This window comes from Pseudomonas sp. K2I15 (assembly GCF_002204795.1).
Classification (GTDB): domain Bacteria; phylum Pseudomonadota; class Gammaproteobacteria; order Pseudomonadales; family Pseudomonadaceae; genus Aquipseudomonas.
Genome location: NZ_NIXO01000004.1, coordinates 121,409 through 136,067, shown reverse-complemented (window position 1 = coordinate 136,067; position 14,659 = coordinate 121,409). Strand labels below are relative to the sequence as shown.

Annotated in this window: 13 protein-coding genes; 2 read left to right on the top strand and 11 right to left on the bottom strand. The window is 61.5% G+C overall.

Going from position 1 to position 14,659, the window contains the following annotated elements:
* Positions 1-2 precede the first annotated feature (2 nt).
* Positions 3-275: an HPr family phosphocarrier protein gene (locus CEC48_RS04960; RefSeq protein WP_088422733.1), complete on the top strand. Its 273-nt coding sequence runs from the start codon at positions 3-5 to the stop codon at positions 273-275.
* A 38-nt stretch (positions 276-313) separates the two neighbouring features.
* Here CEC48_RS04960 and CEC48_RS04955 read toward each other — a convergent pair whose 3' ends face one another.
* The 6 genes from CEC48_RS04955 to pmbA all read right to left on the bottom strand — a co-directional run bounded on the left by CEC48_RS04955 (position 314) and on the right by pmbA (position 5,582).
* Complete coding sequence (locus tag CEC48_RS04955; RefSeq protein WP_088422732.1) at positions 314-1,207, bottom strand: ZIP family metal transporter; 894 nt, start codon at positions 1,205-1,207, stop codon at positions 314-316.
* A gap of 31 nt (positions 1,208-1,238) precedes the next feature.
* A complete protein-coding gene (locus tag CEC48_RS04950; RefSeq protein ID WP_076014428.1) occupies positions 1,239-1,850 on the bottom strand; it encodes a superoxide dismutase in 612 nt (203 codons plus the stop codon).
* Position 1,851: 1 nt separating this feature from the next.
* Positions 1,852-2,295: a hypothetical protein gene (locus CEC48_RS04945; protein WP_088422731.1), complete on the bottom strand. Its 444-nt coding sequence runs from the start codon at positions 2,293-2,295 to the stop codon at positions 1,852-1,854.
* Between the two features lie 27 nt (positions 2,296-2,322).
* Positions 2,323-3,699 (bottom strand): lyase family protein, encoded by a 1,377-nt coding sequence (locus tag CEC48_RS04940; RefSeq protein ID WP_088422730.1) that lies wholly within the window; start codon positions 3,697-3,699, stop codon positions 2,323-2,325.
* Positions 3,692-4,087: a FagA protein gene (locus tag CEC48_RS04935; RefSeq protein ID WP_088422729.1), complete on the bottom strand. Its 396-nt coding sequence runs from the start codon at positions 4,085-4,087 to the stop codon at positions 3,692-3,694. The genes CEC48_RS04940 and CEC48_RS04935 overlap by 8 nt, the downstream gene beginning before the upstream one ends.
* A gap of 148 nt (positions 4,088-4,235) precedes the next feature.
* Positions 4,236-5,582, bottom strand: coding sequence for a metalloprotease PmbA (gene pmbA, locus CEC48_RS04930; protein WP_088422728.1), 1,347 nt, complete (start codon positions 5,580-5,582; stop codon positions 4,236-4,238).
* Positions 5,583-5,690: 108 nt separating this feature from the next.
* Here pmbA and yjgA point away from each other — a divergent pair, with 108 nt between their 5' ends.
* Positions 5,691-6,212, top strand: coding sequence for a ribosome biogenesis factor YjgA (gene yjgA / locus CEC48_RS04925; RefSeq protein WP_003216092.1), 522 nt, complete (start codon positions 5,691-5,693; stop codon positions 6,210-6,212).
* Between the two features lie 45 nt (positions 6,213-6,257).
* Here yjgA and tldD read toward each other — a convergent pair whose 3' ends face one another.
* From tldD to CEC48_RS04900, 5 genes are all read right to left on the bottom strand, one after another.
* On the bottom strand, positions 6,258-7,700 hold the full coding sequence (gene tldD, locus CEC48_RS04920; protein ID WP_010170608.1) for a metalloprotease TldD: 1,443 nt from the start codon (positions 7,698-7,700) through the stop codon (positions 6,258-6,260).
* 16 nt (positions 7,701-7,716) lie between these two features.
* Complete coding sequence (locus tag CEC48_RS04915; protein WP_088422727.1) at positions 7,717-8,565, bottom strand: carbon-nitrogen hydrolase family protein; 849 nt, start codon at positions 8,563-8,565, stop codon at positions 7,717-7,719.
* A 48-nt stretch (positions 8,566-8,613) separates the two neighbouring features.
* Complete coding sequence (locus tag CEC48_RS04910; RefSeq protein WP_088422726.1) at positions 8,614-12,429, bottom strand: YhdP family protein; 3,816 nt, start codon at positions 12,427-12,429, stop codon at positions 8,614-8,616.
* Positions 12,430-12,505: 76 nt separating this feature from the next.
* Complete coding sequence (gene rng, locus CEC48_RS04905; protein ID WP_088422725.1) at positions 12,506-13,963, bottom strand: ribonuclease G; 1,458 nt, start codon at positions 13,961-13,963, stop codon at positions 12,506-12,508.
* Between the two features lie 70 nt (positions 13,964-14,033).
* Positions 14,034-14,630 carry a nucleoside triphosphate pyrophosphatase gene (locus CEC48_RS04900; RefSeq protein ID WP_088422724.1) on the bottom strand — a complete coding sequence of 199 codons (597 nt, stop codon included), beginning with the start codon at positions 14,628-14,630 and terminating at the stop codon, positions 14,034-14,036.
* Positions 14,631-14,659: the final 29 nt, after the last annotated feature.

The window sequence follows — 14,659 nt, the reverse complement described above, 5'->3', positions numbered from 1 at the left end:
CGATGCCCGCTCTGGAAATTGAAATCATCAACAAGCTGGGCCTGCACGCCCGCGCCTCGGCCAAGTTCGTCGGCGTCGCCGGGCAGTTCCCTTGCCAGATCCGCGCCGGGCGCACCCCGGAGTCCATGGTCGACGGCAAAAGCATCATGGCCATGATGATGCTGGCCGCGGGCAAGGGCACGAAGATTCATTTGAAGACAGAAGGCGAGCAAGAGCAGGAAGCGATGGATGCGCTGGTGAAGTTGATCAATGACTACTTCGACGAAGGCGAGTAAACCCGCCTTCCTGTGACAAAGTGAAGCCGAGAGCGGCTTCACCCCAACGCTGTATCCATCACCATCATCAAACAAAACCCAATACATAGCCCAAGGCTGGCGAGCTTGTCATGGCCATTGCGCCGCGACTCGGGAATGACTTCGTGAGTCACCACCAACAGCATCGCCCCGGCCGCCAGCGCCAACCCCAACGGCAACAACACCTGCGCCAGGCTCACCAGCCAGGCACACAGCACGGCAAATACCGGTTCCACCAGGCCTGACGCCGCGCCAATCAAGAACGCCTTGACCCGCGACATCCCTGCCCCGGCCAGTACCAATGCAATCACCAATCCCTCCGGCACATCCTGCAAGGCAATGCCCATGGCCAGGCTGTCGGCATCAGGCATGCCGCCGCCCGCCGAGACACCCACCGCCATGCCTTCGGGAATGTTGTGGGCAATGATGGCGAACACAAACAGCCAGATGCGCGGCGGTATCACCGGATGCCCCGGGCTGCCCACCAGCATTTCCGGGCTGGCGCCGGAGACCTTGCGGTCTACCAGATACAGCCCGAAGGCGCCCAGCATGATGCCGAAACTGATCAAGCCGCTGGCGGCCCAGGGCGACAGTCCCAAGCTCTCAGCCGCCGCAATACCCGGCACGATCAGCGAAAACGCAGTCGCCGCCAGCATCACCCCGGCACCGAAGCCGAGCAGCGTGTCACTCACCGCCAACGGCATCCGGCGAATCACCAATACCGGAACGGCACCCAAAGCGGTGCCAAGCGCGCAAATGGCACCACCCTGCAAGGCGCGCAGGATGCGCGGTTCCAGGTCAAGCCAGGCCAGCCCTTGGGCCACCAGCAATGCAGTTCCTGCCAATAGCAGCAGCGAGCCAAACGCATAACGAAACATTCGCACGCTGCTGATCGCCAGTGTTTCAGTGCCCATAGTCGGCCTTAGATCTTGTTATAGAGGAGTTTCAGCCCAGCGCAGCCTGGTAGCGGCCGGCAACTTCCGGCCAGTTGATGACGCTGTAGAACGCGTTGATGTATTCCGGACGACGGTTCTGGTACAGCAGGTAGTAAGCGTGCTCCCAAACATCCAGGCCGAGGATCGGCGTATTGCCGTTCATCAGCGGGCTGTCCTGGTTGCCGCTGCTTTCCACCACCAGGGTCTTTTGCGGGGTAACGCTCAACCACGCCCAGCCACTGCCGAAACGGGTCAAGGCGGCTTTGGTGAACGCCTCTTTGAAGGCGTCGAAACCACCCAACTGCTCGTCGATGGCTTTGCCCAGCGCGCCGTCTGGCTTGCCGCCGCCCTTGGGCGACATAACGGCCCAGAACAACGAATGGTTGGCGTGACCGCCACCCTGGTTGATCACCGCCGCCCGGAGTTTTTCCGGCAATTGCTGCACGCTGGACACCAGCTTCTCCACCGGCCAACCGGCAAACTCGGTGCCTTCGACAGCCGCGTTGAGGTTGTTGATGTAGGTCTGGTGGTGCTTGGTGTAGTGGATCTCCATGGTTTGCGCGTCGATATGCGGTTCAAGGGCATCGTAGGCGTAAGGCAGGGCCGGCAAGGTGTAGGACATATCAATGAGCTCCATAAAAAGGGCTGTTGCGGGTCGACGCATCCGATGGCGCCACGTTGCTGCCCAGCAGGCGGTGGGTACGCGGGTACTCACCGTGATCGCTGATAAAATTCAGCAGTTCGACGTAGGTCTTGCTGCTCTGGCGCAGGGCCGCTTCCCGCAATAGCGGGTTCAGGCGGGTGTCCTGCATGGTCTGCAACAGGTGCTGGTGGATGGCGCAGAGGTATTCCGCGCTTTCTTCCGGCTGGTTCAGGCGCAGGTGCAGGTCCGCCAGGTTGTGATGGGAAATGACGCAAGCCGCCACCGCTTCGTCGGCATCCGCCCAGCGCTCAAACAACACTTGAGCCAGGGCCAGGGCTTGCAGGTAGGCCTCGCGGGCATCTACCAGCTCGCCCGCCATAAAGCAGCGATTGGCCCGTTCGATCGTGCGTTTCCAGTGCTCCATGGTGAGCCTCCAAAGCAGAGTCGGTGATTACACGCCGCCAGCCGTGAGCTTTTCCGGATCCAGCAAGATTTCCAGTTGGCTGCGGGGCAAGTCAGTGTGTTCGAGCGCCACATCAATCACCGGGCGGCCTTGTTGATAGGCCTTCTTGGCGATTTCGGCGGCCTTTTGGTAACCGATGATCGGGTTGAGTGCGGTCACCAGGATCGGGTTTCGCGACAGCGCCTCCTTGAGCTTGGCTTCGTTGACCTTGAAGCTGGCGATGGCCTTGTCGGCGAGCAGGCGGCTGGAGTTGGCGAGCAATTCCAGGCTGCTGAGCAGGTTCTGGGCGATGATTGGCAGCATCACGTTGAGTTCGAAGTTGCCGGACTGGCCGGCGATGGTGATCACCGTGTCATTGCCGATGACTTGTGCGGCAACCATCGCAGTGGCTTCCGGGATCACCGGGTTGACCTTGCCCGGCATGATCGAGGAGCCGGGTTGCAGGCCTTCCAGTTCGATTTCGCCGAGGCCGGCCAACGGGCCGGAGTTCATCCAGCGCAGGTCGTTGGCGATTTTCATCAAGGACACGGCGGTGGTCTTGAGCTGCCCGGAGACCGCGACGGCCGTGTCCTGGGAGCCAATCAGGGCAAACAGGTTCTTGCCGGGCGTGAACTGAATCCGGGTCAGGCGGCTCAGTTGCTGGCTGAAGCGCGCCGCAAACTCCGGATGCGCATTGATACCGGTGCCGACGGCGGTACCGCCCTGGGCCAGCGCCTGCAAACTCGGCAGCAGGTCCTGCAGGTGGCCGATATTCGCCTTGAGCTGCTGGGCCCAGCCATTGAGCACCTGGCTCATGCGCACCGGCATGGCATCCATCAGGTGAGTGCGGCCGGTCTTGACGAAGCGATGCACCTCTTCGGCCTTGTGCTCGATCACCTGTACCAGGTGCAGCAGTGCCGGAAGGGTTTGTTCGTGCAGCACCAGTGCCGCGCTGACATGGATAGTGGTCGGGATGATGTCGTTACTGCTCTGGCCGCAGTTGACGTGATCGTTGGGGTTGACCGGCTCGCCCAGCAAACGGCTGGCGAGGGTCGCAATCACTTCGTTGGCGTTCATATTGGAACTGGTGCCGGAACCGGTCTGGAAGATATCCACCGGGAAGTGCAGCATGAAGTCGCCTTCCAGCAAGCCCTGGGCGGCATCAACGATAGCCTTGCCCTGGGCTTCACTCAGCTGTTTGAGCTCAACGTTGGCCTTGGCCGCGGCAGCCTTGGCCAGGATCAGCGCACGAATGAACGGCGCCGGCATGCGCTGGTGGCTGATGGGAAAGTTGTTCACCGCACGCTGGGTTTGCGCGCCATACAAGGCCTCGGCGGGCACTTGCAGTTCGCCCATGCTGTCGCGTTCGATACGGGTGTTACTCATCGGAAGATCCTTGCACCAGGTCAGAAACAGAAATGGACGGCAGCAATTCGCAGGTCGCCAATTGCCAGGCAAAGGTCTGCCAGCGCTTGAGGCGGCAGGCACAGTCGGAAAGTTTTTCCAGGTCGCGCAACGGGCGCCAGGCCTGGTCCAGGCACATGGATCGCCAGTGCCAGGGCAAGGCGATGTCGGATGCGGTGTCGAGCAGCAGGCGCAAGGAGGTTTCGCCGATGATCCACGGGTGTGTCGCCGTGCAACAGGCGAGGTACCGGCCTTCGGCCAGGTAATGTTCGATCAGGCGGGGCTCGTCGGGATCAAGGCCGCAGCGAATCTGACGACTCATCCAGCGCCAGCTTTCCAGGTAGGGATCCTCATGCAGGACAGAACTCATGATCCATACTCAATCGGTAATGATATTTATTATTAAATGATATTGAGAATCAAAACAAGTCCGGAGTTGATCACCCAGAACTCCAGGCACAAAAAAAGGCGCGCCACCCAATGGGTGGCGCGCCTTTTTTACAGCGTCTGTCGGCGGGTTAGCTGCCGGCGACGGTCATCTTCTCGATCAACACCGAACCGGTGCGGATGTTACTGCGCAGTTCCAGGTCATTACCCACCGCGACAATCTGCTTGAACATGTCGCGCATGTTGCCGGCGATGGTCACCTCCTGCACGGCGAACTGAATCTCGCCATTTTCTACCCAGAAACCTGCCGCGCCACGGGAGTAATCGCCCGTGACCATGTTCAGGCCATGGCCCATCAGCTCGGTGACAAGCAAGCCACGGCCCATGCGCCGCAACAGCGCCGCCTGGTCTTCGTCGCCATGGGTCACGAACAGGTTGTGCACGCCGCCCGAGTTGGCGGTGCTTGGAAGACCGAGCTTGCGACCGGCGTAGGTGCCCAACACGTAGGACACCAACTCACCGTTCTCGACGAACGGCTTGGCGTAGGTCGCCAGGCCATCACCATCAAACGACGAACTGCCCATGGCGCGCATCAGGTGCGGGCGCTCATCGATGGTCAGCCACTCCGGGAACAGCTTCTGGCCGATCGCGCCTTCCAGGAACGACGACTTGCGATACAAGTTGCCGCCGGAAATCGCCCCGAGGAAGCTGCCGAACAAACCACCCGCCAGCTCTGCCGAGAACAACACCGGCACTTCGCAGGTCGGCACCGGGCGCGCGCCCAGGCGGCTGGCGGCACGTTGCGCGGCACGCTGGCCAATGCTGACCGGGTCCGCCAGCAGATCGCCCTGACGGTTTACGTCGTACCAGTAATCGCGCTGCATCTGGCCGTTGGCTTCGGCGATCATCACGCAGCTCAGGCTGTGACGCGTCGAGGCATAACCGCCAATAAAGCCGTGGCTGTTGCCATACACGCGGCAACCCTGATGGGTGCTCAAGGTGGTGCCATCGGCGTTCTTGATCCGGCTGTCGGCATCAAATGCTGCCGCTTCACAGATCAGCGCTTGCTCAATCGCCTGCTCCGGGGTGATGTCCCAGGCATGAAACAGGTCAAAATCCTTCAAGTCGCGCGCCATCAAGGCCGCATCGGCCAGGCCCGAGCTTTCGTCTTCAGAGGTGTGCTTGGCAATCGCCAGTGCTGCGGCGACGGTTTCGCGAATTGCTTCCGGACCACTGGCAGAGGTGCTGGCCGAGCCTTTGCGCTGGCCCACGTACAAGGTGATGCCAAACCCCTGGTCGCGGTTGAATTCGACGGTTTCCACTTCCCGCTGGCGCACCGAAGTCGACAACCCCTGCTCCAGGGACACCGCCACTTCACAGGCACTGGCCCCCTGGCGCTTGGCCTCGGCAATGATCTGCTCGACTTGTTCCTGCAGTGCCGGTAACGCTTGCGGACCGACGCTTTGGGCTGCACTCATGGTTTTCTCCACTCAAATTCTGCTTTCGGTTAAGGCCTTCGAGCGACCGGGCCGGACAAGCGGCCCCCGACTGGTTATCATGGCGGCGTTTCTTTGCGGACTGCCACCATGGTTGATTCTTACGACGACTCCCTCGATGGGGAGAAAAGCAAATCTCAGGTCAAACGCGAGCTGCATGCTCTGGTTGACCTCGGCGAGCGCCTTACAACACTCAAGCCTGACTTGTGTGCAAAACTGCCATTGACCGACGCCCTGCGCCGGGCTCTGAACGATGCGCCCAAGCACACCGCGAATATCGCGCGTAAACGGCACCTTATGTTTATCGGCAAACTGATGCGCGACCAGGACACTGACGCCATTCTGACTTTGCTCGATCAACTCGATGCCTCCACTCGCCAGTACAACGAGCGTTTCCATAACCTGGAACGCTGGCGTGATCGCTTGATCGCAGGCGACGACGCGGTACTGGAGAAGTTCGTCATCGAGTACCCGGATGCCGATCGCCAACAATTGCGCTCCCTGATCCGTCAGGCCCAGCACGAACTGGCGCAAAGCAAGCCACCGGCTTCCAGCCGAAAAATCTTCAAATACATCCGTGAGCTGGACGATAGTCAACGCGGCTTGCGCTGACCCTCTTCCCCGGGTGGCGGCCTTCGCCACCCGAAGCTCCCGTTCTTACGACCCCGTGCCACCCACGGTGATCGCATCGATTTTCAGCGTTGGCTGGCCGACACCCACCGGCACCGACTGCCCATCTTTCCCGCACGTCCCCACACCACTGTCCAGCGACAGGTCGTTACCGACCATCGACACCTTGCTCATGGCTTCCGGGCCGTTGCCAATCAACGTTGCACCCTTGACCGGCGCGGTGATCTTGCCGTCTTCGATCAAGTACGCTTCGCTGGTGGAGAACACGAACTTGCCGCTGGTGATGTCCACCTGCCCACCACCGAGATTGGCGCAGTAGATGCCGCGTTTCACCGAGGCGATGATTTCGGCCGGGTCGCTTTCGCCACCGAGCATGTACGTGTTGGTCATGCGCGGCATCGGCAGGTGCGCGTAGGACTCGCGGCGACCGTTACCCGTGCGGGCCACACCCATCAGGCGAGCGTTGAGCTTGTCTTGCATATAGCCCTTGAGCACACCGTTTTCGATCAGGGTGGTGCACTCGGTCGGCGTGCCTTCGTCATCCACGCTCAACGAACCGCGACGCCCGGCCAAGGTGCCGTCATCGACGATGGTGCAGAGCTTGGACGCAACCATCTCGCCCATGCGGCCGCTGTAGGCAGAACTGCCCTTGCGGTTGAAGTCGCCCTCCAGACCATGGCCAACCGCTTCATGTAGCAGCACGCCGGACCAGCCGGAACCCAGCACCACCGGCAACGTACCGGCCGGCGCAGGAATGGCTTCCAGGTTGACCAGCGCCTGACGCAGCGCTTCACGGGCATAACCCATGGCGCGGTCTTCGGTGAGGAAATAACGGTAGTCGGTACGCCCGCCGCCGCCATGGCCACCGCGCTCGCGACGGCCATTCTGCTCGACGATCACGCTGACATTGAAGCGCACCAGTGGCCGCACATCCGCCGCCAGGCCGCCATCGGTGGAAGCTACGAGGATGCGCTCCCACACACCGGCCATGCTCACGGTGACTTGCTGGATGCGCGGGTCCAGGGCGCGGGTGGCCGCATCCACACGCTTGAGCAGCTCGACCTTTTCGGCGCGGCTGATCACTTCCAGCGGGTTATCCGGGGCATACAACTGGGCCACGTCTTGGGTGCTGAACGCCTGCACCGTACCGTTTTGGCCGGCACGGGAGATCGAACGGGCTGCGCGAGCCGCCAGGCCCAAGGCTTCAAGGGTGATGGCGTTGCTATAGGCAAAGCCGGTTTTTTCACCGGACTGCGCACGTACGCCCACGCCCTGGTCTAGGTTGAAGCTGCCTTCCTTGACGATCCCGTCTTCCAAGGCCCAGGACTCGGAAATCTGCCCCTGGAAATACAGGTCGGCAGCATCAATGCCTGGCCCGGCCAGATCGCCGAGGACCGTTTGCAAGCTTTCGATGGTCACGCCACCGGGCGCCAGGAGGTGTTCACTGACTGAGGACAACAACTCGCTCATAGGTTTGGCCTTAAATTCATCGTTCTGAAGCAGGTCGCTGCGCGCCCTGCGAGAAAAAGCGCCGGTGGCCCGCCACCGGCATGCGCGTCCGTATCGACGCCTGTTCACTGCTGTCGCGTTCGGCCAGTAACACCGCCTCGCCTTGATCCTGTTGTGCCAGCACTCGCCCCCATGGGTCGATGATCGCTGCATGCCCGAACGTTTCCCGGGGCCCCGGATGCACGCCGCCCTGGGCGGCCGCCAGCAGGTAGCACTGGGTCTCGATAGCCCGGGCACGAATCAGCACGTCCCAGTGCGCAGCGCCCGTTACCGCCGTAAAGGCTGAGGGCGCAGTGATCAGTTCGGCACCCGCAGCGCGCAATTCGCTGTACAGCTCCGGGAAGCGCAAGTCGTAACACACCGTCAGCCCCAGGCGACCCACCGGCGTATCCGCCACCACCACCTGGCTACCATGAGCATAGTCATCGGATTCGCGATAACGGCCCCGGGTATCGGCCACGTCGACATCGAACAGGTGCAGCTTGTCGTAACGGGCAACGATTTCGCCCTGATCATCGATCAGCAACGAGCAGGCATTGGACTTGGCGTTGGGTTGGTCCTTTGGAGGCAACGGCAAAGTGCCGGCCACTATCCATAAGGTGAGGTCGCGGGCGGTCTGTTTCAACCATGGCAGGATAGGACCTTCGCCCAAGGCCTCGGCGCGACCGATATCGGCCACATCGCGACGGCCCATGGCGGCGAAGTTTTCCGGGAGTACGGCGAGCTTGGCACCGCCCGCCGCTGCTTGTTCCAGCAGGCGCCGGGCCTGGGCCAGATTGGCCAGCACATCGCTCTGGCTGACCATTTGAATTACCGCAAAGGACATGCGCCCACACTCCATAAAAAGCATGAGGCCATGCTACTCCACAGGTACTCAGTTTGGCTTTTCAAATGGCTTGTCGAAGGTGATTTTCGGGTCCTTCCACGGGCCTTCTACCTTGTACTGCACACTGGCGAAGCGCGAGACACGGTCGCCAATCAGCTTGTCGATCAGGAACAGCGCACCGCCAATGGCCGGCGCGCCGACAATCAACGCGGCAATCGGCAGGTTGTTAGTCACCGGCAGCGTCACCAGCAACTTGGCATCGACCCGATCAGCCACCAGATCCAGGGTGCCGTTGATCTCCAGATTGCTCGACGGGCCCGTCATGGTGATCGGCTCACGGGTCACAAACACGCCATTACTGGCAGCCAGCAAGCCCTTGACCCGGTCATAACTCAAGCCTTTGCCGAGCAAGTCCGAGAAGTCCAGGCGCAGCCGGCGACCGATGGAGTTGAAGTTCAGCAAACCAAACACCCGCAGGGCCTGGGCGCCGCCTTCCACTTCAACGAACTGGCCTTTGCGAAAGCTTGCGTCGAGGCTGCCGGAGAACCGCTTGGGACCGACCCAGGCCGGCGAGCCGGGCCAGCGCCCGTCCACGTCCACATGAAACTCTTCACTGGTCACGCTCGGCGCAAAACCCCAGCCCTTGAGCACGTCCGCAATGTTCTTGCCATCCAGGCGGCCCTTGTACCAACTGCTGCTGGCTCCGGGAGCACCTTCCCAACCGCCGGCGCCCTGCAGCAACATCCCCTTGAGGCCCAGATTGAGACTGTTGAATGTCATGCCCTTGGGGGTCGGCCGAACTTTCAACGACCAGGCACCTATCAGGTCCGGGCCCTGGAACAGCTGGTCGATCGCGATATCCAGCGCCGGAATATCCTTGGGATCAACGTCAGCCAGCGGGTCCGGCGCATTTTCATCCGCCTGCACCGTTGGGTCCACCGCAGGCAACTTCACGTACTGCAAGTTGATCGCAATCGGCGCGCCCTTGGCATCCGGCAACCCCACGGTACCCTTGGCCTGCTGGCTGTCGAACTGCAAACCCCAAGCGGCGGGTTGGCGATCCAGCTGCAAGTTGACCTGATCAAACTGGGTGCCGAAGCCCGTCAGCTTGCCGACCTTGAAATCGGCCCCGCTCAACAACTGCTTGGCACTGCCACCCGGATCGTTGCCGGCGTAGCGGTCTACAAGTTTTTTCCAGGGGTCGATATCCAGCTCAGACAACACACCGCGAACACGCAAGCCCTTGCCGGCCGGCAACACGGCATCGCCATCACCCAAAAACAGCTCACCACGGCCATCGGCAAAATTGTCGGCCGGGGCAGCGAAGGTGAAGTTGGCCAACTCGCCATAGTCGAACCAGTAGCGGCGCTCCTTACCCTGCAACGTCATGCGGAACACACTATCGCGGCCCTGGCTCGCCGGCATGCCGAACGGTGCCGGTAGGTCCACGGCCACGCCCTTGAGGTTGGAGCTGACCATCAACTGGCTGTCGGCGCCGTCGAGATTGAGCTGCAATTGGTAGGGGATATCGCCAGACACCGGGAGCGGCTGGCTGAACTTCAACCAGTCAGTCAGTCGCTTGACGGTGACCTGCCCTTTGGCGGTGACGCGGGTATTGAGGTTGCCCTGCCGCCCATCGGCAAAAATTTGCGCGGTGATGGGACGGTCGAAGGCCTGGGCGCTGATGTTCTGGCCACTCAGGCCCTTGGCGCTGTCGAAACGGAAGTCACCCTTGAGCTGGCTCAGGTCCAGCGTCGGCTCGGCCAGTTGCAGGCGTGCCTTGTCGGTCTTGAAGTCGACCACGATCTTGGGATCGACGCCCTTGGCCAGGGGAATATCCAGGTCGAGCTTGCCTTGCAGGTCGCCCTCGCCTTTCCAGCCGGCGAAGGTCGAGGCAGTGCCGATCGGTGCCTCCTGAAGGATTTTCAGGCCATCACCCAAGCCACCGGCAAAGTTGCCGGTGAGCAACAGGTGGCTGTCCTTGCCTTCGGGGGCATGGGGAATGTTGACGTAGATGTCGTTGACCTTGGTGTCGAGCAACTGGCCCTTGCTGGCCAGGATGCGCACGCCGCTCTCCTCGACAAACACTTCACCCTTGACCTTGCTGACATGCGGCCAACCCGGCTGGAACGCCAGCTCGGCATCATGCACCTTGAAGAACAGGCTGATATTGCGTGAGGCGGGCAGCGCGTCGTGGTTCAGCGAACCTTGATACTGGAAGAAGCCCTGGTCCACGGCGCCTTTGAGAATCGCAGTGCGCAGCCATTCGTCGAGCGCCGGGCTCAAGACGGCCGGCAGGTATTTGGGGGTGAAACGGCCGTCGCCATCGACCATACCGACCCGCAGGTCCATGTAGTCTTCCTGGCTGTGGTCGAAGTGCAGGCGAATCAGGAAGTCGGCGGCAACCTTGCCCTCCTCACCCAGCACCTTGATGTACGGCGCGATGAGCGTGAAGCCTTCCTTGTCCAGCTTCCACGTCAGGCGAGCATTGGCCTGGATGTACTGCCAGGGCTTGGCGAAAATCGGAAACAGGTGCAAGGAAAAATCCTTGCTGTCCATGCGTAACTCGCCCTTGCCCAGGTCTCCGCTGATGCTGCCGCTGACATTGCGGGCCGCCGGGGCGCCGAAGTAGGCATCAAAACCAATGCGGTCGAGGTTGGCCGCAAAGCTCACGCGCTGATCGGTGGTGTCTTGAGGCCGATAATCCAGCAGCACGTTATGCAGCGTGCCGGTGGCCTTGAGATGATCCAGGGTTGTGGCCAGGGCTTCCGGCAGCGGTGCCAGGGCATGCAGCAGCGGCGTGATCGGCGTCAGGTCGAGGCGATCGGCCTGCAGGTTCCAGACTTCCTGTGCCTTGTCGGTCGCCAGGGTTTGTTGCAGTTGCAGGCGCGATTCCCAGCGGGTGTCGCCGAGGTTCATCGCCAGCGAGTCAAACAGTACCTTGAGGCCACTATCACTGCGTTGCAGATACGCGGTAAGGGCCAGGTTCTCGATGTGAGTCGGCTTGCGGTCGGCATAGCTGCCTTTGAGTTGCGGGGCGTTGAGGCGCACGGCGGCGCTTTGCACGGTGCCCTTGGCCCAGGTCAGCCAGAATTCGCCGCCGGCCTTGAATTCGGTGAGCTTCCATTGCTGGGTCAGTTTCGCCGGGATCCATTTTGCCCAGTCACTCTGCGGCAAGCTCAAGTAGGCCTGGACTTCGCCGTCCTTCCACTGGCTGGCGCGGATTCGGGTACGCAGGTTCAGCGCCAGGGGCTGGCCGTCGGGCAGGGTCAAGCGCGCGTCCAGGCGCTGGCGGTTGGCGCCGGTCTGCAGGCTCACACCGACATAGGTCAAGGTCAGCGGCGCCTGGTCAAACGGCTGCAGTGTCACCTGGCTGTCGAGCAATGACACCTGCCCGACCATTTGCAGGCGCGTGAGCAGTTGTTCTGGATCCAGCGGCTGGTCATCCCGCACGGGCAGGCCTTGCAGCGCCCAATGGCCGTCCTTGTCTTCCTTCACGCTGACTTGCAGGCCGCTGACTTCCAAGTGGGCAATACGCACTTCGCGCGCCAGCAGGCTGGCCCAGATGTCCGGCACCACTTGCACCTGGTCCAGGCGCAGGGCGCTGTTGCCCTCACCCACCATCACATCGTGGGCCATCAATACCGGGGCAAAGCCGCTCCAGCGCCCTTCCAGGCTGCCGATGCTCAGGGGCATATCCAGCGCAGTACGCGCCTTGGCTTCGATTTCGCCACGGTATTCCGCCACCAGCGGCGTCAATTCACGGCCAAGGCTCACGTACACCGCTGCCAATACCAGCAGCAAGGCGCACAGGCCAAGGCCCCAGCGGGTCAATGCGGCAAAAAAGCGTATCAGACGCTCCATGTCAGGCGACCCTCAAAGGCAGTAGTCGGACGGCAGATCAAGGTCTGCCAGTCTCGTTGATAAGAGCTAACGCGAATCAGAGCAGCACCACGTCATATTGTTCCTGGGAATACATGGTTTCGACCTGGAAGCGAATGGTGCGCCCGATAAAACCCTCCAGTTCGGCCACGTTGCCGGACTCTTCATCCAGCAGCCGGTCGACCACCTTCTGGTTGGCAAGAACTCTATAGCCCTCGGCCTGATAGGCGCGTGCCTCTCGTAAGATTTCCCGGAAAATCTCGTAGCAAACCGTTTCCGGAGTCTTCAACTTGCCGCGGCCCTGGCAACTGCTGCACGGCTCGCACAGCACTTGCTCCAGGCTTTCGCGGGTGCGCTTGCGGGTCATCTGCACCAGGCCCAACTCGGTGATGCCGATGATGTTGGTTTTGGCGTGGTCGCGCTCCAGTTGCTTCTCCAGGGTACGCAGCACCTGGCGCTGGTGCTCTTCGTCTTCCATGTCGATGAAGTCGATGATGATGATCCCGCCCAGGTTGCGCAGGCGCAGCTGGCGGGCAATCGCGGTGGCGGCTTCGAGGTTGGTCTTGAAGATGGTTTCTTCGAGGTTGCGATGGCCCACAAAGGCGCCGGTATTGACGTCGATGGTACTCATCGCTTCCGCCGGGTCCACCACCAGGTAGCCGCCGGACTTGAGCGGCACTTTGCGCTCGAGGGCTTTCTGGATTTCGTCTTCGACGCCATACAGGTCGAAGATCGGCCGTTCGCCCGGGTAGTGCTCCAGGCGGTCGGCGATTTCCGGCATCAACTCAGCAACAAATTGCGTGGTGCGCTGGAAGGTTTCCCGCGAGTCGATGCGAATTTTCTCGATCTTCGGGCTGACCAAATCGCGCAAGGTGCGCAGGGCCAGGCCGAGGTCTTCGTAGATGACACTGGGCGCGCCAATGGTCTTGATCTGCGCGCCGATCTGGTCCCAAAGGCGACGCAGGTAGCGGATGTCCATGAGGATTTCGTCGGCACCGGCACCTTCTGCGGCGGTACGCAGGATAAAGCCGCCGGCCTCCTTGATGCCTTCCTGCGCCACGCAGTCGCTGACCACCTTTTTCAGGCGTTCGCGCTCGGCTTCATCTTCGATTTTCAGGGAAATGCCAACGTGGGCAGTGCGCGGCATGTACACCAGGTAACGCGAAGGAATCGACAGTTGCGTGGTCAGCCGCGCGCCCTTGGAGCCAATCGGGTCCTTGGTGACTTGCACCACCAGGCTTTGCCCTTCGTGCACCAGGGCGCTGATGCTTTCAACTGCAGGGCCCTCGCGCAGGGAGATTTCCGAAGCATGGATGAACGCGGCGCGGTCCAGGCCGATGTCGACGAAAGCCGCCTGCATCCCCGGCAACACACGCACGACCTTGCCTTTATAGATATTGCCGACGATCCCGCGCTTTTGGGTGCGCTCGACGTGCACTTCTTGCAGAACACCGTTCTCTACCACCGCCACGCGCGATTCCATCGGCGTGATATTGATCAGAATCTCTTCACTCATGGCTGGGTCTCGTTCAGGCGTTTTCACAATAGTGACCGATCGCTTAAGGCTTGGCGCTGGAATACGGCGTTTAGCGCACGGTAAGGTTTTGCCAACAGGGTATGCCGAATTGGCCCAGCAGTTCTGCGGTTTCACAGACAGGCAGGCCAACAACGGCGGAGTAGCTGCCATTGAGTCCGGCGACGAACACCGCCGCCAAGCCCTGGATAGCATAGCCGCCCGCTTTGTCCTGGGGCTCGCCGCTGTGCCAATAAGTGGTGGCTTCATCCGCTGAAATCCTGCGAAACCGCACGCGACTGCTGACCAGCCGCGTTTCGCAACGCTGGTCGTCAATCAGGGCGATAGCCGTCAGAACTTCGTGTTCACGATCAGAAAGGGCCAACAACATGCCCTGGGCATCGGCTTGATCCACGGGCTTACCGAGGATCTGGCCGTCGAGGATGACTGCGGTGTCGGCGCCCAGTACACAGGCGCCAGCAGCATCGGCCAGCGCCGCGCGACCGGCCGCAGCCTTGCCGCGCGCCAGGCGCTCGACGTAGGCCGCAGGCGATTCATCGGTAAGGGGAGTTTCATCAATCGCGGCGCTGACGACGGTGAACGGCACGCCGATCTGTGTCAGCAGTTCACGCCGCCTCGGGGAGCCCGAGGCCAGATAAAGCGAATTCATGCAGACTCTCCCTGTAGGGTTCGATAACC

Bases quoted from the DNA above. Each gene is read 5' to 3' on its own strand.
- CEC48_RS04900 (WP_088422724.1), bottom strand. From the start codon at position 14,630: ATGAATTCGCTTTATCTGGCCTCGGGCTCCCCGAGGCGGCGTGAACTG.
- CEC48_RS04950 (WP_076014428.1), bottom strand. From the start codon at position 1,850: ATGTCCTACACCTTGCCGGCCCTGCCTTACGCCTACGATGCCCTTGAA.
- CEC48_RS04915 (WP_088422727.1), bottom strand. From the start codon at position 8,565: ATGTCCTTTGCGGTAATTCAAATGGTCAGCCAGAGCGATGTGCTGGCC.
- CEC48_RS04960 (WP_088422733.1), top strand. From the start codon at position 3: ATGCCCGCTCTGGAAATTGAAATCATCAACAAGCTGGGCCTGCACGCC.
- CEC48_RS04945 (WP_088422731.1), bottom strand. From the start codon at position 2,295: ATGGAGCACTGGAAACGCACGATCGAACGGGCCAATCGCTGCTTTATG.
- yjgA (WP_003216092.1), top strand. From the start codon at position 5,691: ATGGTTGATTCTTACGACGACTCCCTCGATGGGGAGAAAAGCAAATCT.
- CEC48_RS04935 (WP_088422729.1), bottom strand. From the start codon at position 4,087: ATGAGTTCTGTCCTGCATGAGGATCCCTACCTGGAAAGCTGGCGCTGG.
- tldD (WP_010170608.1), bottom strand. From the start codon at position 7,700: ATGAGCGAGTTGTTGTCCTCAGTCAGTGAACACCTCCTGGCGCCCGGT.
- CEC48_RS04910 (WP_088422726.1), bottom strand. From the start codon at position 12,429: ATGGAGCGTCTGATACGCTTTTTTGCCGCATTGACCCGCTGGGGCCTT.
- CEC48_RS04955 (WP_088422732.1), bottom strand. From the start codon at position 1,207: ATGGGCACTGAAACACTGGCGATCAGCAGCGTGCGAATGTTTCGTTAT.
- pmbA (WP_088422728.1), bottom strand. From the start codon at position 5,582: ATGAGTGCAGCCCAAAGCGTCGGTCCGCAAGCGTTACCGGCACTGCAG.
- rng (WP_088422725.1), bottom strand. From the start codon at position 13,963: ATGAGTGAAGAGATTCTGATCAATATCACGCCGATGGAATCGCGCGTG.
- CEC48_RS04940 (WP_088422730.1), bottom strand. From the start codon at position 3,699: ATGAGTAACACCCGTATCGAACGCGACAGCATGGGCGAACTGCAAGTG.